At 66.3% G+C, this 24,433-nt stretch carries 21 protein-coding genes; 12 read left to right on the top strand and 9 right to left on the bottom strand.

Annotation, left to right across the window (positions count from 1 at the left end):
* Positions 1–325: 325 nt before the first annotated feature.
* Positions 326–1,318, bottom strand: coding sequence for an aldose 1-epimerase (locus tag G5C50_RS21375; RefSeq protein ID WP_165072751.1), 993 nt, complete (start codon positions 1,316–1,318; stop codon positions 326–328).
* A 776-nt stretch (positions 1,319–2,094) separates the two neighbouring features.
* Here G5C50_RS21375 and G5C50_RS21370 point away from each other — a divergent pair.
* Positions 2,095–2,367, top strand: a complete 273-nt coding sequence (locus tag G5C50_RS21370) for a hypothetical protein (protein ID WP_165072749.1) — start codon at positions 2,095–2,097, stop codon at positions 2,365–2,367.
* 153 nt (positions 2,368–2,520) lie between these two features.
* Here the strand turns inward: G5C50_RS21370 and G5C50_RS21365 are convergent, their stop codons facing one another.
* The gene (locus G5C50_RS21365; RefSeq protein ID WP_165072747.1) at positions 2,521–3,870 is read right to left on the bottom strand and encodes a TlpA family protein disulfide reductase; all 1,350 of its coding nucleotides are present in this window, start codon (positions 3,868–3,870) and stop codon (positions 2,521–2,523) included.
* Positions 3,871–4,066: 196 nt separating this feature from the next.
* Between G5C50_RS21365 and dacB the strand changes: the two genes are divergently transcribed.
* The 4 genes from dacB (at position 4,067) to G5C50_RS21345 (ending at position 8,789) form a co-directional block, all read left to right on the top strand.
* Positions 4,067–5,788 carry a D-alanyl-D-alanine carboxypeptidase/D-alanyl-D-alanine endopeptidase gene (gene dacB / locus G5C50_RS21360; RefSeq protein WP_165072745.1) on the top strand — a complete coding sequence of 574 codons (1,722 nt, stop codon included), beginning with the start codon at positions 4,067–4,069 and terminating at the stop codon, positions 5,786–5,788.
* Between the two features lie 10 nt (positions 5,789–5,798).
* Positions 5,799–6,653: a PP2C family protein-serine/threonine phosphatase gene (locus tag G5C50_RS21355; protein WP_165072743.1), complete on the top strand. Its 855-nt coding sequence runs from the start codon at positions 5,799–5,801 to the stop codon at positions 6,651–6,653.
* 138 nt (positions 6,654–6,791) lie between these two features.
* Positions 6,792–7,271 carry a ferritin-like domain-containing protein gene (locus G5C50_RS21350; RefSeq protein WP_165072741.1) on the top strand — a complete coding sequence of 160 codons (480 nt, stop codon included), beginning with the start codon at positions 6,792–6,794 and terminating at the stop codon, positions 7,269–7,271.
* A gap of 81 nt (positions 7,272–7,352) precedes the next feature.
* Positions 7,353–8,789 (top strand): glycoside hydrolase family 10 protein, encoded by a 1,437-nt coding sequence (locus G5C50_RS21345; protein WP_165072739.1) that lies wholly within the window; start codon positions 7,353–7,355, stop codon positions 8,787–8,789.
* 140 nt (positions 8,790–8,929) lie between these two features.
* Here G5C50_RS21345 and G5C50_RS21340 read toward each other — a convergent pair whose 3' ends face one another.
* The 3 genes from G5C50_RS21340 to G5C50_RS21330 all read right to left on the bottom strand — a co-directional run bounded on the left by G5C50_RS21340 (position 8,930) and on the right by G5C50_RS21330 (position 12,228).
* Complete coding sequence (locus G5C50_RS21340) at positions 8,930–9,604, bottom strand: hypothetical protein (protein WP_165072737.1); 675 nt, start codon at positions 9,602–9,604, stop codon at positions 8,930–8,932.
* Positions 9,605–9,761: 157 nt separating this feature from the next.
* Positions 9,762–11,492, bottom strand: coding sequence for a CRTAC1 family protein (locus tag G5C50_RS21335; protein WP_165072735.1), 1,731 nt, complete (start codon positions 11,490–11,492; stop codon positions 9,762–9,764).
* Between the two features lie 196 nt (positions 11,493–11,688).
* Positions 11,689–12,228 carry a hypothetical protein gene (locus G5C50_RS21330; RefSeq protein WP_165072733.1) on the bottom strand — a complete coding sequence of 180 codons (540 nt, stop codon included), beginning with the start codon at positions 12,226–12,228 and terminating at the stop codon, positions 11,689–11,691.
* A gap of 249 nt (positions 12,229–12,477) precedes the next feature.
* Between G5C50_RS21330 and G5C50_RS21325 the strand changes: the two genes are divergently transcribed.
* On the top strand, positions 12,478–13,113 hold the full coding sequence (locus G5C50_RS21325) for a choice-of-anchor R domain-containing protein (RefSeq protein ID WP_165072731.1): 636 nt from the start codon (positions 12,478–12,480) through the stop codon (positions 13,111–13,113).
* Positions 13,114–13,155: 42 nt separating this feature from the next.
* Positions 13,156–14,037, top strand: coding sequence for a dioxygenase family protein (locus G5C50_RS21320; protein ID WP_165072729.1), 882 nt, complete (start codon positions 13,156–13,158; stop codon positions 14,035–14,037).
* Positions 14,038–14,107: 70 nt separating this feature from the next.
* Here the strand turns inward: G5C50_RS21320 and G5C50_RS21315 are convergent, their stop codons facing one another.
* Both G5C50_RS21315 and G5C50_RS21310 read right to left on the bottom strand, forming a co-directional pair.
* On the bottom strand, positions 14,108–15,406 hold the full coding sequence (locus G5C50_RS21315; protein ID WP_165072727.1) for a hypothetical protein: 1,299 nt from the start codon (positions 15,404–15,406) through the stop codon (positions 14,108–14,110).
* Between the two features lie 83 nt (positions 15,407–15,489).
* The gene (locus G5C50_RS21310; RefSeq protein ID WP_206107793.1) at positions 15,490–16,062 is read right to left on the bottom strand and encodes a TetR/AcrR family transcriptional regulator; all 573 of its coding nucleotides are present in this window, start codon (positions 16,060–16,062) and stop codon (positions 15,490–15,492) included.
* A gap of 105 nt (positions 16,063–16,167) precedes the next feature.
* On the opposite strand from G5C50_RS21310, the gene G5C50_RS21305 reads away from it, so the two are divergent.
* Together G5C50_RS21305 and G5C50_RS21300 are read left to right on the top strand one after the other, a co-directional pair.
* Complete coding sequence (locus tag G5C50_RS21305) at positions 16,168–17,478, top strand: MFS transporter (RefSeq protein WP_165072723.1); 1,311 nt, start codon at positions 16,168–16,170, stop codon at positions 17,476–17,478.
* Positions 17,479–17,506: 28 nt separating this feature from the next.
* Positions 17,507–18,115, top strand: a complete 609-nt coding sequence (locus G5C50_RS21300; protein WP_165072720.1) for a peroxiredoxin family protein — start codon at positions 17,507–17,509, stop codon at positions 18,113–18,115.
* Positions 18,116–18,260: 145 nt separating this feature from the next.
* Here G5C50_RS21300 and G5C50_RS21295 read toward each other — a convergent pair whose 3' ends face one another.
* Entirely contained in the window at positions 18,261–18,620 is a 360-nt protein-coding gene (locus G5C50_RS21295) for a hypothetical protein (RefSeq protein WP_165072718.1), read from the bottom strand.
* Positions 18,621–19,132: 512 nt separating this feature from the next.
* Here G5C50_RS21295 and G5C50_RS21290 point away from each other — a divergent pair.
* Positions 19,133–19,954 (top strand): fatty acid desaturase family protein, encoded by an 822-nt coding sequence (locus G5C50_RS21290; RefSeq protein ID WP_165072716.1) that lies wholly within the window; start codon positions 19,133–19,135, stop codon positions 19,952–19,954.
* A gap of 36 nt (positions 19,955–19,990) precedes the next feature.
* Here the strand turns inward: G5C50_RS21290 and dinB are convergent, their stop codons facing one another.
* Positions 19,991–21,118: a DNA polymerase IV gene (gene dinB, locus G5C50_RS21285; RefSeq protein WP_240907305.1), complete on the bottom strand. Its 1,128-nt coding sequence runs from the start codon at positions 21,116–21,118 to the stop codon at positions 19,991–19,993.
* Between the two features lie 673 nt (positions 21,119–21,791).
* On the opposite strand from dinB, the gene G5C50_RS21280 reads away from it, so the two are divergent.
* Positions 21,792–22,730 carry a DUF1559 family PulG-like putative transporter gene (locus tag G5C50_RS21280; protein ID WP_407673576.1) on the top strand — a complete coding sequence of 313 codons (939 nt, stop codon included), beginning with the start codon at positions 21,792–21,794 and terminating at the stop codon, positions 22,728–22,730.
* A 252-nt stretch (positions 22,731–22,982) separates the two neighbouring features.
* Positions 22,983–23,978, top strand: a complete 996-nt coding sequence (locus G5C50_RS21275) for a hypothetical protein (protein ID WP_165072713.1) — start codon at positions 22,983–22,985, stop codon at positions 23,976–23,978.
* The last annotated feature ends 455 nt before the right edge of the window (positions 23,979–24,433 follow it).

Raw genomic sequence — 24,433 nt, 5'->3', positions numbered from 1 at the left:
ACAATTCGAGTCGACCGCGCCTCAAGTTCCCTCTCCCGGCCGGGAGAGGCACGTCGAGCTTCGGAGAGAGCGTCGCGAATCGGCCTTCCCCCCTTGCGGGGGAAGGTGCCCCGAAGGGGCGGATGAGGGGGCGACCGGCGTCGCCCGCGCATCCGACCGTTGGCCTTTAAGTCGGCACCGATCCCCCCTCATCCGGCCGCTTCGCGGCCACCTTCCCCCGCAAGGGGGGAAGGCCGTTAGGGTCCGGACCGAATCCGACAGGCCCTCCGAAATCCGGCGACCTCCCAAGGATACCCCGGACGCCGCCCCTCGAACAAGCCGCCCTTTATCCGACGGTCTTCATGGTCAGCGTCAGCGAATCCTCCTCGCCGTGTCCCAGGACGCGGAGACCGGCCGGGATGCCGCGGGTTTGCAGGTTGATGGCGTCGGTCGTCTGAGTGTAGGGCTCGACGGCGATCACGTCCGGCTTGCCCGGCGGCGTGTAGACGACCAGGTGGCGGAAAGCCCCGTCGAAGCCGAGCTGGAACTCGGCGTTCTTCTCCAGGTCGACCAACCGGCAGACTCCCAGATCGTCGACGTGCTCAAGATCCGTCAGCACGTCGTCGAGCTTCAGCCCGGCGATCGGCTTGCCCTGGCGGAAGTCCAGCCGCTCGTCGACCTCGAAGGTCTCTCCCGTGGGCAGAAAGTCTTTGAGAGGCCAGTACTTCGAGGCCGGCAGGATGATCTTCGTCCGCGCGGGGTCGCCGCCGGGAGGGAACGGCAGCCGGAAGTAAGGGTGGATCCCGAAACCGTAAGGAAGGTCGCGGTCGGTCGGGTTGGAGACCGTCGTGGTCATCGTCAGCGTCCGGCCCGCAAGCTCATAGCGGACGTAGAGCATGGCGTCGGTCGGCCAGTGATCGACGTGCTGAGGCGCATGGACCGAGAGCTGGAACCGCCCCTCGATCACGGCCGCGTCGGCCGTCGCCTTGTGCTCGACCACGTCCCAGGGGACGTCGATGGCGAAGCCGTGGATGGCGTTCGCCCCCTTGTTCGTCGGGATCGCGTAACTCTTCCCCTCAAAGGTGAACTCCCCGCCGCGAATCCGGTTGGGGAATGGGAAGAGGATCGGCGTTCCGTTCCCCCCCGGCTTGCTCGGAGCTGAGGCGAAGTCGGGGTCGGACACCACGATCGGCCGGACCTCCCCGGCGGCCGGCAGCCGAAGGTCGAACAGGTTGAACCCGTACGACGGCAGGACCGAGGCCGACGCCCCCGTCGACTCGTCGCGCAAAATGTAAACGTCCCGATCGCCCTTCTTCTCCACGTCGACGCGAAAACCCACGCCACCCTCCTCGGTCGTTAGACCCCGACCCGCCCGGCGTCGAAAAGCCGTCGCCGTTAAAAAATGTGCCCGAACCGCCGCGATCCCGGGAAATCTTTCGCGCAGCTCGCAGCAGCCGACCTCGCGATCGTGCCGCGCCCCGCTGCGTCAGCCAAGAGAAAAACGATCCGGTCGAGATGGCTGACGGCTCATGTGCACGGAATGCGACGGTTCCGTCGCGGCGCATTGAAAGGCAGGTTATCTACAGGAAACCCCAAAAGACGCCAGAGAATGTATTTGCCTTTCCGAAATTGGGATGCTACACATGTTCTCTAAGGACCCAGCTCGATCGAATGGATGCAGGCCATCGTTTCCAACCTTCCTGTGATGATTCGGGAAGGCTCGCTTTCGCCAGCTTTTGGCGAAAACTTGTTAATCTTATGGCCTTCGCCCCACCCTGGCATCATGATTGCGGGCTTTGCATCCGCATTCCCTTGGTATAGCCTGTGTTTGAATCCCTGGCGTGCCATCGATCGTGGTACGCCGGCCTGTCGATTTCCTCTTACTAAGTGGATGCTCGGCGACGACATTTCCCCCGGAGGGAGACCGGATTGTTGTCTAGCAAGAACAAACGCCATGTTCCAACCGACGCCGGCTCGCGATCGCGTCGAGCCGCTGTTGACGAACCAAGGCGACCTGCTATGATGGATGGTGTAAGGCAAGAGAGCGCTGATGGCGATCACACCGTCGTAAAGCGAGACGGGGCGGTGCCGATCCATCTTGAGGAGGAGCTTCGAATGGAATCCGATCTCGAGGTCAGCGGGGCGATTATCGACTCCTGGGTGGAGCCCTGCGGCCAGGAAGACGGAACCCGTGTGGTCCTCCAGGTCGCCCCCAAGGGACGCCCTCGCGACCTGATCTTCGTGGAAGCCGAAGCGTCGTTGGTCCCCGACGACGGCTGGCTTGAGGATCTCAGCGAGAACACCTGCCACGGCAGCCCGGTTCGCGCCTTCGGCCGGCGGATGCTCAACGGCTTCATCTCGGCGACGCACCTTCAGCTCGTCCGGTAAGCCCCCCCCTTCTCCGCCAGGACGACGAGGTCCGGCGTGCCGGCCCGTCGCCAAGGGGTGTGTGACGATCCTCTCATCCACCACGGCCGTCCGGTGGGTGTTGCGAGTCGGTCCGCGAGCTGGATCGAAATCCAGCCCGCGTGAATCCCGCGCTTAGTGCGGCAGCAGAGCTTCGATGGACTTCGTCAGCGTTTGCTGAAGGTTCTTCGAGTATCCCACGTGAACGTCGCGCACCTGGCCGTCGGGGCCGATGACGATGAGCGTCGGGAATCCGTGGACGCCGTACTTGCCGGGCAGATCCTTGTCGATCCGGATGGTGCCGTACTTCAGGCTCATCACGTCGGCGACGAGTTTGGCGTCGGCCTCGACCGGATCGGTGTTCATCCCCAGCAGCGCGACGGGTTGGCCGGCGAAGTGCTCGGCGACGGCGTTCATCTGGGGCATGGCCTTGATGCACCAGCCGCAGCCGCGATACCAGAAGTCGAGGACCACCACCTTGCCACGGTAATCGGCCAGGGCGTGCTCCTTACCGTCCAGCCCCACGGCCTTCCAGTCGGGAGCCGGCTTGCCAATCACCTCCGCGAGCCGTTTCGCGCCGTCGACTGAATACTTGACCAGAGAGTCGTGAGCCTTGAGCCGGGCGTCGAGCCGCTCGCGGAAGGTCGGTTCGGTCGTCGCGTCCCGGACCTTTTCCAGGGCCGATTTCGCCTCGGCGAGGACGGATTCCAGTTTCGCGGGGTCTCTCTCCCGGCCCCGCCTCGCTTCGACGTACGCCTTTTCGCCGGCGAAGTATGCGTCGGCCGCATTCGCGAAGGCGGCGAGCTTCTCAGGCTCAAGAGTCTCCAATGAGACCAGCTCTCGGGTGGCCGTCCCCTTGGTCTGGAACCCGTAGTTCTGGGAGTGGTCGGTCTCCGTGCGTTTGACGATCCCGCGAGCCGCGTCGAAATGGACCGTCGAACTGCTCAGGGATTCGTAGATCGCGTTCTCAGGCCCAGCGGACTGGGTGCGGAAGCTCCAGCCGCCCGGCTCGGTCTGGAATTGATCGCAGCGCCTCTCGTCCGGGTCGTTCGGCTCGCGGACGGTCCAGCCGGCCTTCGCCTCGGCCTCGTCGGCCGGGAGTTGGGGGAAGATCGTCTGAGGACTGATTCCGGAGCCGACCTCGGAGTCCGGGGCGATCCGGCCGTCGGGGAAGAGGTCGAGGCGGGCGAGGGAGAACTCCATCGGCTGCTTGTCCATCCCCTTCAGTTCCACGCCCTCCTTCGCCGAGGCGTTGCGGCGCCCCTGCCGAACGACGACCCGCGCGCTGCCGTCTGGGTTGCGCCCGACGACCCAGACCGTCGTCTGAGTCTCGCTGGTCATGATCATCGCGCCGTAGTTCGACCGGCTCAGCCCCTTGTAGGTCAGCACCATCCCCGGCTCCAGTCGATATCGCGGCAAATCGGCCGCCGCCGACGTCGTGGCCAGGACCGCCGCGAACACCGCCGTCGCCATCCCCGTCTTCATCGAGCCGCCTCCGTTCGAGGGTTTCCGCCTGGACGAATGTCGTTCCGTTATGGGTATAGGCGTCCCAGCGCGATCGGGCAAAACGATTCCTCCGGCCGAGAAGCGGAGGGACAGTTCCGTTATACTGTTTCCACACGAGGGAAACGACGTCGCGACGGACGGGGGACAAGCGATGACGCGAGCCGAGATCGGGACGATGGAACGGATATCGTGGGCGGGGCGGTCGGTTGAGGCCGGCCCGAAGGGCGAAAGCCGCCTCAAGTCCATCGTCACAATTCTCGCGCTGATCGGGCTCGTTCCCAGCGTTCGGGCTCAGGAACCGATCAAGCCCCCCTCGCCTCCAGCGGCCCCCCCTGCTCCCACCACGTTGGAGGAGCGGGTCAAGGCGGTGCTGGCGACCCCCGCGTTCAAGCACGCCCACTGGGGCGTCCTCGCTGTCGACGCCAAGACGGGGGAAACGGTCTACGAGAAGAACGCCGACGAGATGTTCGGCACGGCCTCGGTCGCCAAGCTCTTCTCCACGGCCGCGGCGATGGTCGAGTTGGGCGCCGACTACCGCTTCCAGACGCCCATCCTCCGGCGCGGGAGCGTCGACCAGGACGGGACGCTCAACGGCGACCTGATCCTGATCGCCAAGGGGGACCCGGCGATGGGGGGGCGAACCGGCCCCGACGGCAAGCTGCTGTTCACCGACGAGGACCACATCTACGCCTCCGCCGGCAAGGCGTCCGAGGTCCTGGTGAAGGGCGACCCCCTGGCCGGGCTGGAACACCTGGCCCGTGAGATCCAGGCGGCGGGGATCAAGAAGATCACCGGCGAGGTGATCGTCGACGACCGGCTCTTCGAGCGGGCCAAGAGCTCCGGCAGCGGGCCGGAGAAGGTCTCGCCGATCATGATCAACGACAACCTGATCGACGTCGTCGTCACTCCCGCCAAGACGGCCGGCGAGCCGGCTTCCGTGGCCGTCGTCCCGGCCACCCAGTCGATCGCGGTCGACGCCCAGGTCGACACGACGTCCGGCGAGGACGCCCGCATCCGCATCGCCTTCGTCGGCCCCCGGCGGATCTCCGTCCGGGGTCGCGTTCCGGCCGGGCCCGAGCCGCTGGTGGACACGATCGAGGTCGAGGACCCGGCGTCGTTCGCGCGCTCGCTGCTGATCGAGGCCCTCCGCCGTCGCGGCGTGCAGGTCGCGGCCTCGCCGCTGGCCGACAATCCCGAGGCCGACCTGCCCCCCTCCGCGGCCGTGGCCAGCCTCCCCAAGGTGGCCGAGTACACCTCGCCGCCGTTCCGCGAGTTCGCCCGAGTGATTCTCAAGGTGAGCCACAACCTCCACGCCAGCACCCTGCCGCTGCTTTTGGCCGTGAAGAAGGGGGAACGCACTCTCCCCGCCGGCCTGAAGCGCCAGGGGGAGATCCTCAAGGGGCTGGGGCTCGACCCACTGACGATCTCGTTCGGCGGCGGCGCCGGCGGCGAGTGGGCCGACATGGTCACCCCCCGCGCCGCGACGACCCTGCTCCGCGCGATGGCCGCCCGTCCCGACTTCATCGCCTACGACGCCGCCCTACCGATCCTCGGCCGCGACGGCACGCTGGCCAAGGCGGTCGGCGAGGACAGCCCCGCGCGGGGCCACGCGCGGGCCAAGACGGGAACCATGTTCGTCAACGACGCTCTCATTGGCCGCCGGCTGCTCACCAGCAAGGCCCTGGCCGGCTACATGGAGACGGCCACCGGCCGCCCCCTGGTCATCGCCTTCTTCATCAACGGCGTCGTGCTTGACTCGCCCGACGGCAAGGCCCCCGTCCCCACCACGTCGGAGGCCGGCAAGGTGCTGGGCAAGCTCTGCGAGGCTTTCTACCTCGGCGACGGCCCCATCCCTACCGCGACCACCGCCGCCGACCGCCCGGTCGGCGGCAAGTGAGGAAGCGGCGATGTCGAAGCGCGCGCACGACTCCGGGCCGGGATCGATGAAGTGCATGGAGATCCGGGGCGGCAACCTGGCCGTCGAGGAGTCGTTCGAAGCGCCGGGACTCGACCAGTGGGTCTACAGCCGGCCGTACGAGTCGGCCGAGAGCGGCGGCGATGTGCACTACTTCTCGCTCTGCGGCGGGGGGATCATCTCGCGCCTGATTCTCGCCGACGTCTCCGGGCACGGCTCGGCGGTTTCCGAGGTCGGCGCTTCGCTCCGCAAGTTGATTCGGAAGAACATCAACGTCAAGAAGCAGGGAAGGCTCGTCCGCGACCTGAACCGTCAGTTCGCGGAGGTCGCCCGGTTGAGCTGGTTCGCGACGGCCGTTGTGGCGACGTACCTGGCCACTGACCGAAGCCTGACGATCTCCAACGCCGGCCACCCGCGCCCGTTTTTGTATCGAGCCTCGACGAAGACGTGGGAAGTCCTCGACAGGCCCGTTGAGAGCCCTGGCAACCTTCCGTGGGGACTCGACGAAGAGACGGCGTACCACCAGTTCTCGGTCTCGCTTGAACGAGACGACGTGGTCCTCTTCTACACCGACGCCCTGGTCGAGGCGGCCGACCCGTCGGGCCGGCAACTCGGCGAGGACGGCCTGATCGGCCTGGCCCGAGGGCTCACCGTCCGCGACGACCCGCGCGAGTTCACCATCGGTCGCGACCTGCTGCAAGCCGTGGCCGACCACCGAGGAGGCGGCGAGGCCGACGACGACCTCACCCTCGTCGCCTGGCGCCAGAATGGCGACGGCCCGCGCCATCCCTCGCTCACTGAGAAGATCGACGTCTACGCCAAGGTCTTCGGCCTCCGAGACTACTGAGCCCCCCGAACGCGTTCGATTCGGCCCGGAATTCGCTTCTGAAGATTCGTGAATCGCCCGATCGTCGCCCCGCCTGCGGCGCGTGTCGGGCCTGGCACGGACCCGAGGCGGACCCGACGAGACGACGCGAGAGCCATCATGCCCCAGGAAAACACCGCCGAAAAGATCACCCGCAAGCAGCTTATCGACCTGCTCAACGAGGACCTCTCCCGCGAATATCAGGCGATCATCGCTTATGTGAACTACTCGCAGGTGCTCAAGGGCGCTCAGTACATGGCGATCGCCGCCGAGCTGGAAGTCCACGCCGGCGAGGAGTTGGATCACGCCATCCGCATCGCCAAGCAGATCGACTACCTCGGCGGCATGCCCAGCGTCACGCCGAAGCCGGTGAAAACCTCAGACAAGGCCGAGGACATGCTCCGGTTCGATCTCGACAACGAGAACGAGACGATCCGCAACTACCGCAGGCGCGTCCGCCAGTGCGAGGCCCTCGGCGAGTACGCTCTCGCCGAAGAGCTGCGCTCGATCCTGGTGCAGGAGCAGGAGCACCAGATCGACCTGGCCACCGCCCTGGGCGTCGACGTCCCGGACGTCTCCGAGCCCGACGAGCGGGCCTGAGTTCGACGCGGCGGAACGCGGCGTCCGCGCGGTAGTATGGAGGCTCCTCAGATACTCCCGCCTGGAACAGGAGCCCCGCCCGTGCTCGCCACGATGCTCGCCGTTTGCGCCAACATCATCGCCGCCCCGCCGGAGCCGCCGCCGATCCCCCGTGAGTTCCGCTCCGCGTGGATCGCGACGGTCGACAACATCGATTGGCCCAGCAAACCGGGACTGCCGGCCGACCAGCAGCAGAACGAGGCGCGGGCGATCCTGGATCGGTTGAAGGCGTCGAACTTCAACGCGGCCATCCTTCAGGTTCGCCCCGCGACCGACGCCCTTTATCCGTCGGAGCTGGAGCCCTGGTCGTACTACCTGACGGGGACCGAGGGGAAGGCCCCCGAACCGGGCTACGACCCGCTGAAGTTCTGGATCGACGAGGCCCACGCGCGGGGCATTCAGCTCCACGCCTGGTTCAACCCCTTCCGCGCCCGCCAGGGAGGCGCGAAGCACGAGCACGCCGCGAGCCACGTGTCAAAGGCCCATCCTGAGCGCGTTCGCCGGTACGGCAAGCTCCTCTGGATGGATCCCGGCGATCCCGAGGCGCGGAAGCAGACTCTCGACGTCGTGATGGACGTCGTCCGCCGCTACGACGTCGACGGCGTCCATATCGACGATTACTTCTACCCCTATCCCGAAAGCGATCCCCAGACCAAGGTCGAGATCGACTTCCCCGACGACGCCACGTGGTCACGTGAAAACAAGGGGAACGACCCCGCTGCTCGCGCCGATTGGCGGCGAGCCAACATGAGCACGATGGTCCACACGCTGTACGAAGCGATCAAGCAGGCCAAGCCGCACGTCCTTTTCGGCATCAGCCCGTTCGGCGTCCCTCGCCCCGGCAAACCGGCCGGCGTGGTGGGATTCGACCAGTACGCCAAGCTCTACGCCGACACCGAAACCTGGCTGACCTCCGGCTGGCTCGACTACTGGACGCCTCAGCTCTACTGGAAGATCGACTCGCCGGGCCAGCCGTTCGGCCCGCTGCTGAACTACTGGATCGAGATCAACAAGAAGGGCCGACACGTCTGGCCGGGCCTCTACGCCAGCAAGTATGAGGTCGAGGAGATCGTCAACCAGATCAAGCTCGTCCGCGAAGCCCCCGGCGACGACGGCGTCGCCATGTTCAGCATGAAGACGATCCTCAAGGACCGCCGCAACCTGGCCACAAGCCTCGCCGAAGGCCTCTTCCGCGAGCCCGCGCTGGTGCCGGCCTCGCCGTGGCTCGGCGATAAAGCACCGCAAGTCAACGGCGGTCTCATCACGACGAGCGAAGGCGGTCTTTCGGCTTCGACCGCCGCCGGAGAACCCGCCGCAAGTTGGCTGATCCAGCGCCGCAAGGGTGACGTGTGGACCACCGAGGTCGTCTACAGCCCAAACCTCTATTCAACCCTGATGGGATGCGACGCCGTCGTCGTCACCCCGATTAGCCGAACGGGCGTCGCCGGCCCCAGCGTCGCCGGCAAGCCCTTCCGTTGATCGATTCAATTCATCGTCGCGCGTTCCGATTGCAGTCCATCCCATGGCAGTCAGCCACTCTACGCGGAGGCGGCCTGTTATGGGATGGTTCGTAACCGTAATGCGGTCGACGGCTCATTGGCCGTCGACCGTTGGGACGCTCAGGGATCGGGTAGGAGTGGGGTCAGAAGGATGCAGAGCAGGATGAGCCCCCAGAATGCCCAGCGGATCTCCGTGGGAAATCGCGACCGGACCTTGATATGCGGTGTCCGCCGGACCGTCTCAGCGTAGGCTGACGTCAGGAGTGGCCCCACTCCCTCCAGGAGCAGAGCCAACATCGGGAGCACGAGGATGGTGCAGGCGCAGACGTCGACCGTGAGATCGGCCAATACGATCCCCTTGCGGCTCGACCAGGCCAAATTCAATGCGATGAAGGTGAAGAAAGCCGCGACCATGACCGCCGCCGATCGCCGACTCCAGGAGCGGAGCCGACGCAGGCCGTAGCCCGTGACAAGGCCGGCGATGGAGGCCACCAGCAGGGTCCCATCCATCGCCAGGTAAAGAGGGTGAACGCTCCAGGGCGCCAGCAGCCTTCCCTGGCTATGTCGCACGGCGATCATCGAACACCAGACGACATGCACAAACCAACCCACCCCGGAGAAGTAACACACCATCCCGACCGCCCGAAGAGCCGCCTCGGTCGGGGCGGCGTCAATACCTCGGAGGTCGTCGGCCGACCCGGTGTAGGCGTCCGCGTCCTTGAACTTCCAGTAGCGATTGGCGTCGATGGGCCGCTTCGCAGTCTCTCCAGCGTCCAGTTCGATCCCTTGCGACACAGGACGTCCTCCGGCCTTGAGGGGGTCGTGCGACAGCCACTCGTCATAAAAATCGCTTCATGTCATGACAGTCTAACCCTCTGTTGACCGCTCAGACAATCCTCGACTGCGGCAGCGCATAGACGATCATCTGGCCCCCACCTCAAGGCCCCTTGACTCATTTCGGCTGGCGAAGCGTCAGCGTGCGGTCGGCCTCGACGTGCTCCATCACGGTCTTGCCACCGCCGGGCCATGTGATTTCGAGGCGGTCGACGACGGCGGCCGCGCCCAGGCCGAAGTGGAGTTCAAGGGCGTTCTGCGACTGGTGGGACGACCCGCTGCGCAGCTCGCGGAGCTGCGCCTTGCCGCCCAGCGTGACGACGGCCCGCGCGTTTAGCGCCGGGCCGCCGCGAGCCGTCAACAGGCGCAGCTTCAGCCAGTGGCCGGCGATCGGAGCCTCGTTGCGGAGGAGGAGCGGCGGGGAGTCCATCGCCGTCATGAGCAGGTCCAGGTCGCCGTCGTCGTCGTAGTCGCCCAGAGCCAGGCCCCGCGCCGAGGCGGCGACCTGGAAGCCGGGGCCGGCCTCGCGCGAGACGTCGACGAGCTTCGCCCGGTCGTTGCGGAGCAGGAACGGAAGCTGGCGATAGTTCTCATTCAGCTCGGGCGAGAGGTCGACTTGAGGATAGATGTGGCCGTTGGCGATGACGACGTCCACGTCGCCGTCGTGGTCGAAGTCGAAGAACCCACATCCCCATTTCAAGGCTCGGTAGGTGATGGCCTTGAGGCCCACCGCAACGGAGACGTCCTGAAAGGCCAGCTCGCCGTCGTTGTGGAAGAGGGTGGCGGAGTCCTGGGCGAACGTCGTGAGGAGGATGTCCTGAAGGCCGTCGCCGTCGAAGTCGGCGGCGTCGACGCCCATGCCGGCCTGGGCGACGCCCCCGGCGTTCACACCAGCCCCGCTCCATGCGCCGATCTCCGTGAACTTGCCGTGGCCGTCGTTGCGGTAGAGGAAGTTGGGGTTGGAGTCGTTGGCGACGAAGACGTCGACGTCGCCGTCGTTGTCGAGGTCGGAGGCCAGCACGCCCAGTCCGTAGGACTCGGCTGTGTCGGTCATACCGGCCTCCTCGGTGGCGTCCCGAAAGGTCCCGTCGCCGTTGTTGCGATAGAAGCGGTCGCGGCCGCCGCGAAGGCCGAACGGTCCGGCGAGGACCTTCACCATGTCGCGCCAGGCGGTGGTTCGACGGGCGGCGAGGACCTCATCCATCGTCGCTTCAATATAGTTAGCAACGTACAAATCAAGGTCGCCGTCGCCGTCGGCGTCGAAGAAGGCCGAGCCCGCGCCCCAACCCGCATCGGCGACGCCCGCCCTCGCGGCGACCTCCTCGAAAGTCCCGTCCCCCTTGTTGCGATACAGGCGGTTGGGGCCGAAGTTGGTGACGTAGAGATCGACGAGGCCGTCGCCGTCGTAGTCGCCCGCAGAAACGCCGCAACCCCAGGAATCGTCGTCGACGCCGGCCTTCGCCGAGACGTCCTCGAAGGTTCCGTCCCCCTTGTTGCGGTAGAGGGCGTTCCGCCCCCTGGCGCGTACCTGAGAGGGATTCTCGTCGAGCGCCCACGAGTTGACGAGGAAGACGTCGAGCCGGCCGTCGCCGTCGTAGTCGACGAACGCGCAGCCGGTGCCGGTGGACTCCAAAATGTGATCCTTGTCCGGTCCCCCGGCGTGGATCATCGTCGTCAGCCCGGCCGACCTGGCGACCTCCACGAAACGAGGGCCAGGCGGGGCCGGCGGCGCCGCAGGCTTCTCAACCTTCGCCGCAGGAACCGACGGCTCAACCGGCCGGGGATCGCCGCACGCGGGGATCAGGGCCAGTACGGTCGAAGCCGCCAGCAGCCTGCGCGAGAAGGGCATCAAGCCGAGACTCCTTACTCAACACTACCGGAGAATGCACGAATCTTGAGTGCCATGGTCACCTTTGGGTGGCCATGCGATCGGCGACGGTCGTGCAGCCGCCCCGCGCCGGTCCATGGCCACGCTCGCGTGGCCATGGCACCCAGGGACAACACTCCATATCAACAACAAGCACCGGCCCTCCAAGCGGGGCCGCTCACTCCGGCGTAATCGCCGAGTCGAACAGCTTGATCAGGTCGTTGCGGAGGGCGTCAAGCTCGCCGGCGGTGGCGTTGGCGCCGGCGCGGGCGACCTTGGCGGCGAGGTCGAGCAGCGCCTTCTTCTCGCGGTTGGTGATCCAGATGTAGTCGGACTTGGTCTCGGCGTCGGTGTTGTGGGTGTGGCCGGCCTTGGCGAGCCGCTGGCGGACGGCCTGGATCCGCTTGTCGCCTTCGTTGGCGATGTTCGTAATCTCGGCGGCGGCGGCTTCCAGGTGGCCCACACGCCCCTCGGCGTCGCGCGCGGCGGCCCGCAGGTGTCCCTGCGCCGCGCTCTGGTAGCCGATCAGGACGCTTTTGACCAGCTCGTCCTCGGTCGCCTCGATCTCGATGATCGCGGAGGCGAGATGTTCGTAGGTCGAAGCGGCCACCTGGGCCGCGGCCTCGTGCGCCGAAGGCGCCGCAGGCTGCTGCGATCGAGCGACTTGATAACCAGCCATGGCGACGCCGAGAACGGCGACCGGAACCAGTGAACGCATGAGAGGAGGCTCCTTCAGGATGTGGGACTGGGTCGTGAAGATCGCGGTCCCCCTTCTTTTATGTCTCGGCGCAATCCACGTCCAGAACTCGGCCCCCGAGAATCGCTCAATCTTGCGCACGCTTTCTCCGACGCGTCGCGATGAGGTACCTGTCCGGCGGTCGCGGGTGGATCTCCGCACGACTTGCCGGCGCGACGGGGGCGACCAGGCCCACGTCGAAATCCTTGTCTCGCTTCCAGGAGTTCGTTGATGGTTTCTCCCAGCCGTTGCTGTGGAGCGGGGGCGCTGTTGGCCTTCGTTCTGCTCGGCCTCTCGTCGGCGGCGCAGGCCGACATCATCCTCGCGGACAACCTCTCGCAAACCACCGGCGGCGCCGACGCCGTGACGGGTGCGAGCTGGCTGGCCGCCAGTTTCCAGACCGACGGCTCGGCCTACTCGCTCTCCAGCCTGACGCTGGATCTGGCCCGGACGTCGATCGGCGGCTCGGTCGTCGTCGACCTTTACACCGACGGGGACCTGGAGCCGGGCTCGCTCCTGGCCACGTATTCGGCCGACTCCAGCATCTCGACGACGGCCTCGCCGATCGTGTTCTCGATCTACGACATGATCCTGTCCGCGAACACGACTTACTGGGTCGTCCTGCGGGCCGTCACCGGCGAATTCGAATGGTCGTGGGCTTCCTCGAACCTCGGCTCGGGCGTCGGTTTCTCGACCACGACGGCGATGAGCGACGACGCCGGCTCGACGTGGTTCACGGCCGATTCGTACCCCTACCAGATGAGCGTGACCGCCGCGGCCGTCCCCGAGCCCGGCTCGATCGCCCTGGCCGCGCTGGGAGCCGTTTGCGTCGTCCCGGTCCTCCGTCGCGCCCGCCGCCGGGCCTGAATCCACTCGACCCTCACGATTGTTCTATCAAGGATGCGATTCATGTCGATGGAATTTTCCGATCGCGCGACGAAGCTGAACCGACGAACGGTCTTGCAGCGCAGCGTCGCCGGCGCGGCGATCGTCTCGGGGATGGGGATGGCGAAGGCGCTCGCCGAGGAGCCCACGCCGGGCATGACCCAGGGGCCGTACTGGGTCGACGAGATGCTCAACCGCTCGGACGTCACCACCGACCCGGCGACCGGCCAGGTCGCGCTGGGCTTCCCGCTCCGACTGACGATCTGCGTCTCGCAGCTCGACGCCAACGGCACGCCCACGCCGCTTCCCGGGGCCTTTGTGGATATCTGGCACTGCAATGCGGTCGGCGTCTACTCGGACGTCGAGGCGCAGAACACCGTCGGCATGAAGTTCCTCCGCGGCTACCAGGTGACGAACGCCCGGGGGATCGTCAAGTTCACGACGATCTACCCCGGCTGGTACAGCGGCCGGACCGTCCACATCCACTACCGGGTCCGCGTGTACGACGCCGAAAACGACGTGGTGACCTACAACCAGGTCGCTCAATTCTTCTTCAACGATCGGACGTCCGAGCAGGTCTATCTGACCGCTCCCTACAATGAGCACCCGGGCCGCGACACCTTCAACAACACCGACGACATCTACATGGCCGACTCCGACGACGACGGCGCCGAGGACGGCTCGCAGCTCCTGCTGACCCTGTCGGCCAAGCAGGAATACGCCCTCGGGACGTACAACATCTACCTCGACCTGAACGACCCCGAACTGAGCAACGGCGATCAGGGCGACGTCGGCGGTACGCCCCCCGGAGGCGACGGCGGCATGCCTCCCGACGGCGGCACGCCTCCCGATGGCGGCACGCCTCCCGATGGCTTCCCCCCCGGCGGCGCCCCTCCCACCGCCTGATCGCGGTCGCCCCCTTTCTCCTCCCTCGCCCGGCCCGTGACGCAACAACCCGTCGCGGGCCGGGCAACCCTCAACTCACGCCCCACCGGCGCCGCTTCCGCCGCCACTTGAGGCGACCCTTGCGCGGGGCGTAGTACGACCCCACGGTGTGCATGGCGACGATCGGAATCCACACCGCGAGCAACCAGCAGATCAGGCTCGCCAGGATGTAGACCCAGAAGGCGCGGTCGCGCAAGGCCAGCGCGGCTGCGAAGGCGAGCCCGACGACGGTGAAGAGGGCCGCGACCGTCAGGCTGAGCCCAATGAATGACGGGCCAAGCCGCATGATCGTGCCAATGACCGCCCACGGCCGGGCCGCCAGGGCGTCGTCGTGCAGGAACGTCAGCATCAGCGCCATCAGGGCGTAAGGGAGCCCCGCCAACCCGAGGGCCATGGCCATGCCAGTGCCCCACGACCCGGCCGAGGAAGCCGCCGTTAGTTGGTAGGCCGCCAGCGGCAGCAGGCCGACGCCCGCCCCGAGCACAAGCCAGAGGAGCCAGGAGCCCACACTGTCAAGAAGGCCGTCGGCGTTGCGGTCGGGCGGGCGAGGCGGCAGCGGCTCGCCCTCGCTCGAGGCCTCCAGCACCCGAGAAAGGTACTGAAGGTCGTAAATGATGACCAGGGGGGTCAGGATCAGCACGGGCAAGGACGAGATCAGAGCGATCAAGCGGCCCATCGTGGGCGTCCCCAGCAGTTCGCCGTCGGCGAGAAGGGCCAGGCAATACTCCGGAGCCAGCGTCCCCATAACCCAGGCCGCGACCCCGATCGCCGCGACCATCGCCAGGCCCTCAACGCCCCGCGACGGGTACAGGAGGCGCGGCGGCCACCACGGGTCTAAACGCTGCGGCTCGGCTTCGTCCGAATCCCTCCGCCTGTTCCGACCGCGAGGAGCGAGCGACGGCTGAGCCTCGGCGTCTTCGACAGTCCCTGGAGGCTCCTCGGGGATCTGCACCAACACCGGCGCGGGCCGGTCTGCGCCCAGTTCATAGGTCCCCTGCCAGTCCCACTCGCTGTCGGCCGTCTCGGCGGACGCCGCCGGCTCGTCGAGGGCCTCGGGATCGTCAGGCCAGGGTCCGAGGGGCCCGTCCACGGCCGTTCGGTCGATCGTAGAAGGCATGAGGCGAGGCGGCTCGGCCGGGGTGAGGTCGTAGGTCCCCTGCCAGTTCCATTCATCCTCTTCGACCGCCGGGGCAGTTGCGGGCTCGTCCAACGCCGCCTCGGGCGTTCGGAGCGTTCGACCGCAGCCCGGACAGCGCCCGCTCTTGCCGGGAGCCATCCCCGCCGTCTTCAACCGCCGTCCGCAAGAACAGACCAGGATCGTCACGCCCATGGCGATCGCTCGCTCATTCGTCTCCCGCCCGGCGACGCCTCGTCACCGCGTAACGACAAGTGTAGTTGGAAGACGACGCCGCTTCAAGGACAATTGACCGAGGCGTCGATCATCGCTTCGGCCCCTTTGAGGACGGCGGCGCGTTCCGAGGCGGTGAGCGAGCCGGCCGATGCGTAGACTCCGTCCAGCAGGACAATCAACTGCGCAGTCAGGGTCTCAGGGTTTCGCGCTTTCAGGTCGCGGCAGAGGCCCAGGAGACGCGCCCGGACCTCGCGCTTGTGCTCGGAGATCACCGCCCGCGCCGGGTGGTCCGGGGCGGGGAACTCCGCGGCCGAATTCAAGAACGGGCAGCCGCGATATCCAGCCTGGCTGACTCGCTTCAGGGTCGCTTCGATCAGCCCTCGCAGCCGTGCGCGGGGGGCGGCGTCTTCAGACCCGACCGCCCGATCCCAGTTCGCGAAGAAACGGCGATTCCGCGCCTCCAGATAGGCGACGACCAGGTCGTCCTTTGAGGGGAAGTTCCGATAGAGGCTCATCTTCGCGACGCCCGAACGAGCGATGATCGTGTCAATCCCCACGGCGCGGACGCCTTCGCGATAGAAGAGGTCTTCGGCCGTCTCCAGCACTCGCTCTCGGGCCGTCTTCGAGGGGTTCAAGGCAGGGGCTCGCTCGGTGCGCGGGTTGACATGAGACAGAACCGTCCGTAACATCCTCGTCGACCTGTCCGTCGAGATCAAGAGCACGCCTGGAGATTCGTCGTCATGTCGCCGCCGGACTTGCAGCCTCGTCGTTCCCTGCATTACGCCTGGGTCGTGGCCGGCGTCACGTTCTGCATCCTGCTGGCGACGGCCGGGGTCCGATCGACGCCCGGCGTCCTGATCGTCCCGCTGGAGAAGGAGTTCGGCTGGAGCCGGGCGACGATCTCGTCGGCGGTCTCCGTCAACCTGGTACTCTACGGGTTGATCGGGCCGTTCGCCGCGGCCTTGATGAGCCGGATCGGCGTCCGCAACACGGTGCTCATGTCGCTGGCGATCGTCGCGAGCGGCGTGGCGCTGACGCCGTTGATGTCGACTCCCTGGCAGCTTGTGTTGCTCTGGGGCGTGGTGGTGGGAAGCGGCACGGGGATGACGGCGATGGTCCTCGGCGCGACGGTCGTCGATCGTTGGTTCGCGGAGCGTCGGGGACTCGTCCTGGGCGTGCTGACGGCGAGCACGGCGACGGGGCAGTTGGTGTTCCTGCCGCTGCTTGCGTCGATCGTCACGCGGTACGGCTGGCGTCCGGCCGCGTTGCTCGTCGCGGGGGCGGCCGCCGCGGTGATCCCGCTCGTGGCCTTCCTGCTCCGCGAACGCCCCTCCGACCTGGGCCTGGGCCGCTACGGCGAGCAACCCGATGCGGCCGAGATCCGGCCCGTCGCGGGGAACCCGGCCCTGGTCGCGATCGACGCCCTTCGCAGCGGGCTGCGTTCTCGCGATTTCTGGCTGCTGGCGGGGAGCTTCTTCGTCTGCGGGGCCAGCACCAACGGCCTGATCGGCACGCACCTGATCCCGGCCTGCATGGACTTCGGGATCCCCGAGGTTCAGGCGGCGTCGCTGCTGGCGTTGATGGGGCTCTTCGACCTCGTGGGGACGACCGGCTCCGGCTGGCTGTCCGATCGGCTGGACAACCGCGTGCTGCTGAGCTGGTATTACGGGCTCCGCGGGCTGGCCCTGATCGTCTTGCCGATGTGCCTGGGCTCCGCCTCGTGGGGGCTGCCGATCTTCGCCCTGATCTACGGTCTGGACTGGATCGCCACGGTCCCGCCGACGGTGCGCCTGACCTCGGACGCCTTCGGCCGCGAACGCTCGGGCGTGATGTTCGGCTGGATCGTTGCGGCCCACCAGCTCGGCGCGGCGACAGCCGCCCTTGGCGCGGGGACGATCCGGTCGTGGACCGGCGACTACGAGCGGGCGTTCCTGACCTCGGGCGCTCTCTGCCTGATCACCGCCGGCTTCGTCCTCCAGATCGGCCGGTCGCGTCCTCACAAGGCCGAATCCGAATCCGTCGAGGCCATGGCGGAAGCAGCGCTCGGCTAAGCCCGACCCAGGAAAGGACGCGGTCGTCATGACCACCAATCGCATCACGGGCTTACTCTTCGCCGTCGGCGTCTCGGTGCTGGCCTTCGCGGCGCTGAAGTCGCCGGCGAGCTACCATCCCGTGACGCCGACCATGACCGAGGCCGCCGGCGCCATGGCGGGCCGACGCGCCCCGGACGCGACCGCGACCGATGCCTCCGGCCGCGCGTACTCGCCGGCGAAGGAGTCGGAGCAACGGCCGGTCGTCCTGTTCTTCATCCAGGACGGCTGCCCCTGCAGCGAGGCGGCCGCCCCCTACTTCCGCAGCCTTCACGCCGCCTACGGCGAAAGCGCCTCCTTCCTGGGCGTCATCGACGGCGACCAGGCCGTGGCTCGCGACTGGGCCGAAAGCCACCAGTCCCCCTTCCCCATCCTGGCCGACCCCGACCATCGCCTGATCAAGGCTTGCCAGGCGGAGCGCTCAGTCTACGTGATGCTCGTCGCCCCGGGCGGAGCCGTCGAGGCCCTCTGGCCCGGCTACTCGGCCGACATGCTGACTGATCTCGGCTCCCGCCTCGCCCGCTTGACCGGACGCACCGAAACCCCTGTCGATACACGGGGCGCGCCCGAAGAGTTGGTCTCCGGCTGCGCGTTCTGAGAGAGGTCGATCCGCGCCGAGGTCGCCAACGAGGCGCGCCGCCGGGCTGACCGGACCGAATCCTCCTGATCGGCGTTCGAGCGGAGGAGCCGCCCCGGTCAGCCCTTGGCGCGGGAATGCGAAGGTCAAGGAAGCGGATTCATCCTCAACCGCCGACGATGCGCAGGAGTGTCGCGCGGTCGTACGTGGTGAGGAGGTCGCGTTTGTCGTTGTCGGCCACGGTGTAGACCAGTGCCATGACGTTGGGGTACGCGAGCACCTTCTGCGGGATGGCCATCATGGCGATCTTCGAGTCGGCGGAGGTGGTGTCCGTGGTTCGGCGATAGATGGGCCGCAGGGTCTTTGCGACGTCCCAGGTCTTCACCTGCGTCCCCGTCGTCCAATCGTACCAGGCGGTTGGATTGATGTTCCCATTGTCGTCGACGGAGTAGTATTCGAAGCAGTAACCCACCTGCCCCACGACGGGGAACGTGAGCGGGACGGGATATGCGAAATAGGCTGGCATGGTTGCTTCTCCAGCGTGAGGGGGACGATCGACCGAGACGTCCCATCCGATGCGGCTCGGATCGTCCCGGCATCCACACGATCAGCACGACGGCCGGCCGGATTTCAGGATTCGCGAAAAGAACCGCGATCACCCCAGGCGGAGGGAAACAAGCCAGGAGGATACGTCGCGCGATCCACCCACGAGGCGACCTGGTGGGACCTGGATCGTTACAAGCCAGCCGCCCGCGAGACGTCTCGGGGATGCGTCTCATCGACACTCAGGGCGCGCCCGGCGAGTTGGTCTCCGGTTGCGCGTTCTGAACCCGGTCGGCTCGACCGATCTTTTCGTCGCTCCCGGCTCGTCATCTCGGGACAGGCAGACTCGTGATGGCTCGCTGCTCCCTTTCCCCACAGCGACACGAAAGATGGGGCAGAATCGCACGTCCGCTCAAAAATCTTGTTTTAGCCGAACTTTCTGATAATATCGAAACAACCGCCAAAACCATTGAGTGAACGACTTCGGAGCATGACATGCAGCCTGCCACGTGCATTGAGCCCGCGTTGCCTCCGTTGCGGACCATCGGCGGGGACCTCCTGTCGACGACCTGCTGCCAGCGGCGGCTCGCGTTGGCCAGGCCGTTCGTGGGGGTGATCGTGTATGCGCTCGTGGCCTATTCGGGCCTTTGGTGGCTCGCGCCGGCCGTGGTGTTCTTGATTTTCGTATCCGTCGTCGCGGTCACGCACGACGTCGTCCACGGGTCGCTGGGTCTCTCGCGACGCCAGACCGACTGGGCGCTCTTCGCCACGGGGGCGGTTTTGCTGGAGAGCGGCCACGCCTACCGGGCCACTCACCTGAGGCACCATCGCGCCTTCCCGGGGCCGGACGATCCCGAGGGCGATCCGGCCCGGATGAGCTTGCTCAAGGCCGTGGCTTGGGGACCATTTTTCCTTCCTCGCCTGTGGCTGTGGGCCTATTCACGAAGCAAGCGAGGCGGGGCGGAGCGGCGATGGCTGGTCGTCGAGGCTGGATTCGCCCTCGCCGTGGCGATCGCCGGCGTCTGCCTCTACCGCCGGACGCCTGCCGTGCTGCTCTACACGTCGCTCGTGGTGATCGGCAGTTGGGTCTACCCCCTCCTGACGGTGCACCTTCCGCACCGGGACTACGGCGAGACCCGCCTGTCGCAGACCCACACCCTCAGAGGGCGGATCGTTCCGGCGTTGTTCCTGGAGTTGACCTACCACCTTGAGCACCACCTCTACCCGGAGGTCCCCAGCCACAACCTGGCGGAGTTGTCGCGACGGCTTGATCCGCTCCTGCGAGAGGCCGGGGTGGAGCCTCGTCGGGTGCCGTGATCGAGGCGTCGCCGTCGCGAGAATCCCCGCGACCGTTCAGAGCGGCAGCAGGAGCTGCTGGCCGATGCGGTTCTCCGGGCCGTTGTCGAGCGAGGAGAGGGTCACGCCGAGGAGCCTGATCCCCTTGCTGACGGGGAAGAGCGGTTGGAGGAGCAAGGAGACGACATCCTCGATCTCGGCGCGGGAGGCGATCGGCGAATCGAGGGTCCGGCTGCGGGTGATCTGCTGGAAGTCGGCGTACTTGGCCTTGAGCGTCACCGTCCGGCTCTTGAGCGTCGACCTTTCGCAGGAGGACCAGACCTTGGCGATGAGCGGCTCCAGAGCGGTTCGGGCCTCCTCGGCGGTGAAGAGGTCGGCGTGGAAGGTCGTCTCCGCGCCGACTGATTTGCGGACGCGATCGGAGCAGACGGGCCGTTCGTCGATCCCTCGGGCCAGCGAAAAGTAATACGGGCCGACCTTGCCGAAGTGCTCTCGGAGGAACTCCAGCGACTGGGCCCTGAGGTCGGCGCCGTTGCGGATCCCCAGGCTCTCCATCTTCGCCTGCGTCGCGGGCCCGATCCCGTGGAACTTCCCCACCGGCAGGGCTTCCACATACGAGGGTCCCGCCTTCGGCTTGATGACGAACAGGCCGTCGGGCTTGTTCTCGTCGGAGGCCATCTTGGCCAGGAACTTGTTGTAGGAGACCCCGGCCGAAGCCGTCAGGCTCGTCTCGGATCGAATCCTCGCGCGAATCTCCTCCGCGATCACCGTGGCCGACGCGATCCCCTTCAGGTTCCCGGTGACGTCGAGATACGCCTCGTCGAGCGAGAGCGGCTCGATGAGCGGCGTGTACTCGGCGAAGATCGCCCGGATCTGCTGGGATATCGCCCGATAAACGTCGAACCGAGGCTTCACGAAGATCAGGCCGGCGCACTTCCGCTTCGCCGTCACCGAGGCCATGGCCGACCGGACGCCGAACTTACGAGCCTCATAGCTCGCCGCCGCCACAACCCCCCGCTCGCGCGACCCGCCGACCGCGATCGGCTTGCCGCGCAGGTCCGGATTGTCGCGCTGCTCGACGGACGCATAAAAGGCGTCCATATCGACGTGGATGATCTTCCGCTCGGCCACGCCCAGGCCCCCCGGCCCTCGATCCGATTCGTCGGCCAGCCGGAAGTCTACCACATGAATGTCCACGCGTGCACAATTTGCCACAAGCCTGGGATCGAGGAAGTCTCAGGAACTTGCTGAGGGCAGGCGCTCGCCCGTAAGGAGCCGTAAGACCTTTGGCTCTGGGCGAATCCCCGACGCTCCGGTCGGCGGCAGCGTTCCTCGATCCCCTGATGGCCAAAGCCAAGTTGGCCGCCATCCGCCTCCCGCCCGGCCGCATCCGTCCGACGGGACCGCGTCCTGAACCAGGCAACCTGCCGGGCTCGTCCCACTGACATTCAGCCTCCGACCGCGGGGGCGTCCGAGACTGTCCCCAGGGCCGCCCTGGGGAATCATCACGTCCACCGCTTCCAGGTCCCCACGCACGCTTCGACTGACGGAACACATCGTAGGTCGAGTTTTCTCTTGACCTCTTATGACGTTCAAGTCATCTGTGATACTGGCGTCTCTAATTTCAACACTTTTGCATCTCATTGCGTCGATCAAGATCTTCCTGGGCCAGCCGGCGGCCGAGAGCCGACCGGGACATCGTCAATGGCGGGCGCCGAAGCTGAGTGAAGGACCGAAAGGGCGAGAAAGTCGAGGCCGTGGTCATGGTCAAGACGGAAACCGAACGATGAACGCCCTCATCTCTCTCGGGACGGTTCGGCCGAGGGGACAGAGAGGTCGCAACGATCGCCGCGACGGCGTGACCCTCGTGGAGTTGCTTGTGACCGTCGGGATCATCTCCCTCCTTGTGGGCCTGATCCTGCCCGCGGTGCAGGCCGCGCGCGAGGCGTCGCGCCGGGCCGCCTGCGTGCACAACCTCCGGCAGCTCATGCTCGCCGCCCACGCATACGCCGCGACCTGGGACGGCATGCCGCCGAGCTTGACGGGCGGACAACTGGCCCGAGGGATAGGCAACAGTTTCTCCCTGCATTGCCGCTTGTTGCCATACCTTGACCTTCAGCCTCTCTACGCCAGCATCAATTTCGGCCTCCCGGGGGTCACGCTGCCGATGATCGCGCCAGGCAACGCTTCCGTCCTGGACATCAAGATCGCGACGTTCCTCTGCCCGAGCGACCCCGCTGCGGATGCGAACGGAGGCGCCGTCAGCTATCGCATCAACGTGGGTCCTTGTTCGGATTGCCCCGATACCAGGACGGGGGCGTTCGTGTCCTTTCGTGCGACGCGATTCGCCGAGTACGCGGATGGCACGTCCAACACCCTGGCGTTCTCGGAGAAGCCGATCGGCTCGGGTCGATCCGCGAGTTCAGCTTTCCGCGACTGGGCGATGTACGAAGGCCTCCTGGAGAGGAAAGACCCGGCGGACGCGTGGAGATCGGCATGCGCGGCTCAGCGTTCCGCCAGGAGGGTTTGGGCCACGGACGGAGGCGGGTCATGGTTGCTGGGCGGCGCCATTTACACAGCGTTTTTCGTGGCAGGGCCGCCGAACGACCCGATTCCCGATTGTGGGAAGATGTCCTTTGTCGGAACGGGGCTGTTCAGCGCCAGGAGCTACCACCCTGGAGGTGTGAACGCCGCGATGGCGGACGGTTCCGTCCGATGGTGTGAATCCAGCATCAACCTCGCCGCATGGAGGGCCATGGGCAGCCGCGCGGGTGGAGAAATCGTCGATCCGCGATGATCGCCGATGCTTGTTCCGGAGTCGCCTCATAACCCTGAAGGCACTCGACAGCGGCTTGCCCTGAAATGAGCCGGCGACTATCCCCCCGCTCTCCTGGCGTGAAGCAATCTCGGACCAACGGCCGTCTGCAAGTCCAGAGAATATCGCCGTCATTGAGGCTGGAGTTGAGATCGTGGAACTCCGATGTCGTCGGTTCCCTGGTCTGGCCCGACATGCACTGCGCAAACCTGTCTCGCTTGGGGAGGACGATGAATGAGCGACCGCCCGGCGATCATTGCCAAGTCCGCCGAAGAGATGCATTGGTGGAAGACGATCCGGGTTGATGTCACCCAGACGATCGAGCGTTCATCGGCGTCGCTCGACAAATTCGCGGGCGTGACGCTCGCCAAGCAAACGGACTATCATTACACGGAGACGGCGGCTGGAGAACGTCGCCTCTCCCTGGTCATGACGCTTGTCGACGGCACCGTCAGTCGAAAGGAGCAGTATTTCGACGGCCGCAAAGGCACGACGATCCAGTACGACAAGGATCACCCGGAGAAGCAGACGGCCGCCAGGACCGGCAAGACGTTCGGGTCGGAGGCGTCGATCCCCGGCGCGGATCGGCCGATTCCGTTGAAGTATCAATACGTCGGCAATATCCCGTTGCATGAGGCTTTGGAGAAAGCCCAGGACCTGGGAGAGGCCGAGATCGACGCCAAGCCGTGCGACAAGTTCATGTTCAATGACGTCCTTCTCGGGCAGGTGCGACAGAACTTGCTGTACTTCCTGCGCCGGGACGACGCACTCCCCGTCCGGGTCGAATCGTACGACGGGCCCGACCCAGCCACGGCTCACAGGCTTTGGATCTGGGAGTCGCAGAAGGTCGACGTCGTGCAGGGGCACCCATTCGTCGTGAAGTCGGAGTTGACCCAGTTCAACCGCGACGGCGACGTTCGGATGACGACGCACTCGGAAGTCACGCACGTCGCCTTCAATGAGAAGGTCGGAAGCGAGACCTTCCGGCCGAGCATCTCACCCAATGTGGAAGTCAGCGACGCCGCCACCGGCAAGATTCTCACCCCCGCTCGCAAAGAGGCTGACGCTGTCCCCAAAGCCCCCGAAGCGGTCCCCAAGACCTCTGAAGCCACAGGGGTAGTCGAAGTCGCCGAGCCGCCTGTCGGCTGGGATCCGGTGCTCGTGTACTCCTGTTGGGGACTTGGAGTAGCCCTCCTGGCCGCGGGACTTGCCCTCAAAATCCGTCGGTGATCTTTCATGATCGTCGCTGGCCAGGCTCGCCTCCTTGAGGCTGGTTCGATTGCAGCGGCGGACCCGTTCGTTGACTCGCGAAACACGAGTTCTGTCACGCGTCCTCGGCCTACGGCGTCGGGTTGATGACTGACCTCTTCGACGAAGACCTCGGCGGCAACGGCGAACGCCTCGTGAACGAGAAAGTGCGGAGCTCTTCATCGATCCCAAATTCGGCGGTGATCTGACGCGTACCTACCTGAACGACCGCATCCGGGCGAATGCTCGCATCCAGCGGTCGATCAACGTGCGAGGCTCTCCACCGTGAACGGCGCCCTCTACTTTCGCGAGGTCGTCCACGAAGTCCACCGCGAGACGGAGGCCCGCCGGGCCGCCAGGCCGCTCGTTACGAACGAAGGCGACGTCCCCCCCTTGACCGGGGTGGGGCGTCGCCGATTCGATCGGCCGATGAATCC

It is taken from the genome of Paludisphaera rhizosphaerae (assembly GCF_011065895.1).
In the GTDB taxonomy this organism is placed as follows: Bacteria; Planctomycetota; Planctomycetia; order Isosphaerales; family Isosphaeraceae; genus Paludisphaera; species Paludisphaera rhizosphaerae.
Note: the sequence above shows the minus strand (reverse complement) of the source record. Positions and strands in the feature narration are given on the sequence as shown.

Coding starts and splice junctions, on each gene's coding strand:
- G5C50_RS21370 (WP_165072749.1), top strand. CDS start 2,095: ATGGAATCCGATCTCGAGGTCAGCGGGGCGATTATCGACTCCTGGGTG.
- G5C50_RS21365 (WP_165072747.1), bottom strand. CDS start 3,870: ATGAAGACGGGGATGGCGACGGCGGTGTTCGCGGCGGTCCTGGCCACG.
- dacB (WP_165072745.1), top strand. CDS start 4,067: ATGGAACGGATATCGTGGGCGGGGCGGTCGGTTGAGGCCGGCCCGAAG.
- G5C50_RS21355 (WP_165072743.1), top strand. CDS start 5,799: ATGTCGAAGCGCGCGCACGACTCCGGGCCGGGATCGATGAAGTGCATG.
- G5C50_RS21350 (WP_165072741.1), top strand. CDS start 6,792: ATGCCCCAGGAAAACACCGCCGAAAAGATCACCCGCAAGCAGCTTATC.
- G5C50_RS21335 (WP_165072735.1), bottom strand. CDS start 11,492: ATGCCCTTCTCGCGCAGGCTGCTGGCGGCTTCGACCGTACTGGCCCTG.
- G5C50_RS21330 (WP_165072733.1), bottom strand. CDS start 12,228: ATGCGTTCACTGGTTCCGGTCGCCGTTCTCGGCGTCGCCATGGCTGGT.
- G5C50_RS21325 (WP_165072731.1), top strand. CDS start 12,478: ATGGTTTCTCCCAGCCGTTGCTGTGGAGCGGGGGCGCTGTTGGCCTTC.
- G5C50_RS21320 (WP_165072729.1), top strand. CDS start 13,156: ATGTCGATGGAATTTTCCGATCGCGCGACGAAGCTGAACCGACGAACG.
- G5C50_RS21315 (WP_165072727.1), bottom strand. CDS start 15,406: ATGGGCGTGACGATCCTGGTCTGTTCTTGCGGACGGCGGTTGAAGACG.
- G5C50_RS21305 (WP_165072723.1), top strand. CDS start 16,168: ATGTCGCCGCCGGACTTGCAGCCTCGTCGTTCCCTGCATTACGCCTGG.
- G5C50_RS21300 (WP_165072720.1), top strand. CDS start 17,507: ATGACCACCAATCGCATCACGGGCTTACTCTTCGCCGTCGGCGTCTCG.
- G5C50_RS21295 (WP_165072718.1), bottom strand. CDS start 18,620: ATGCCAGCCTATTTCGCATATCCCGTCCCGCTCACGTTCCCCGTCGTG.
- G5C50_RS21290 (WP_165072716.1), top strand. CDS start 19,133: ATGCAGCCTGCCACGTGCATTGAGCCCGCGTTGCCTCCGTTGCGGACC.
- G5C50_RS21275 (WP_165072713.1), top strand. CDS start 22,983: ATGAGCGACCGCCCGGCGATCATTGCCAAGTCCGCCGAAGAGATGCAT.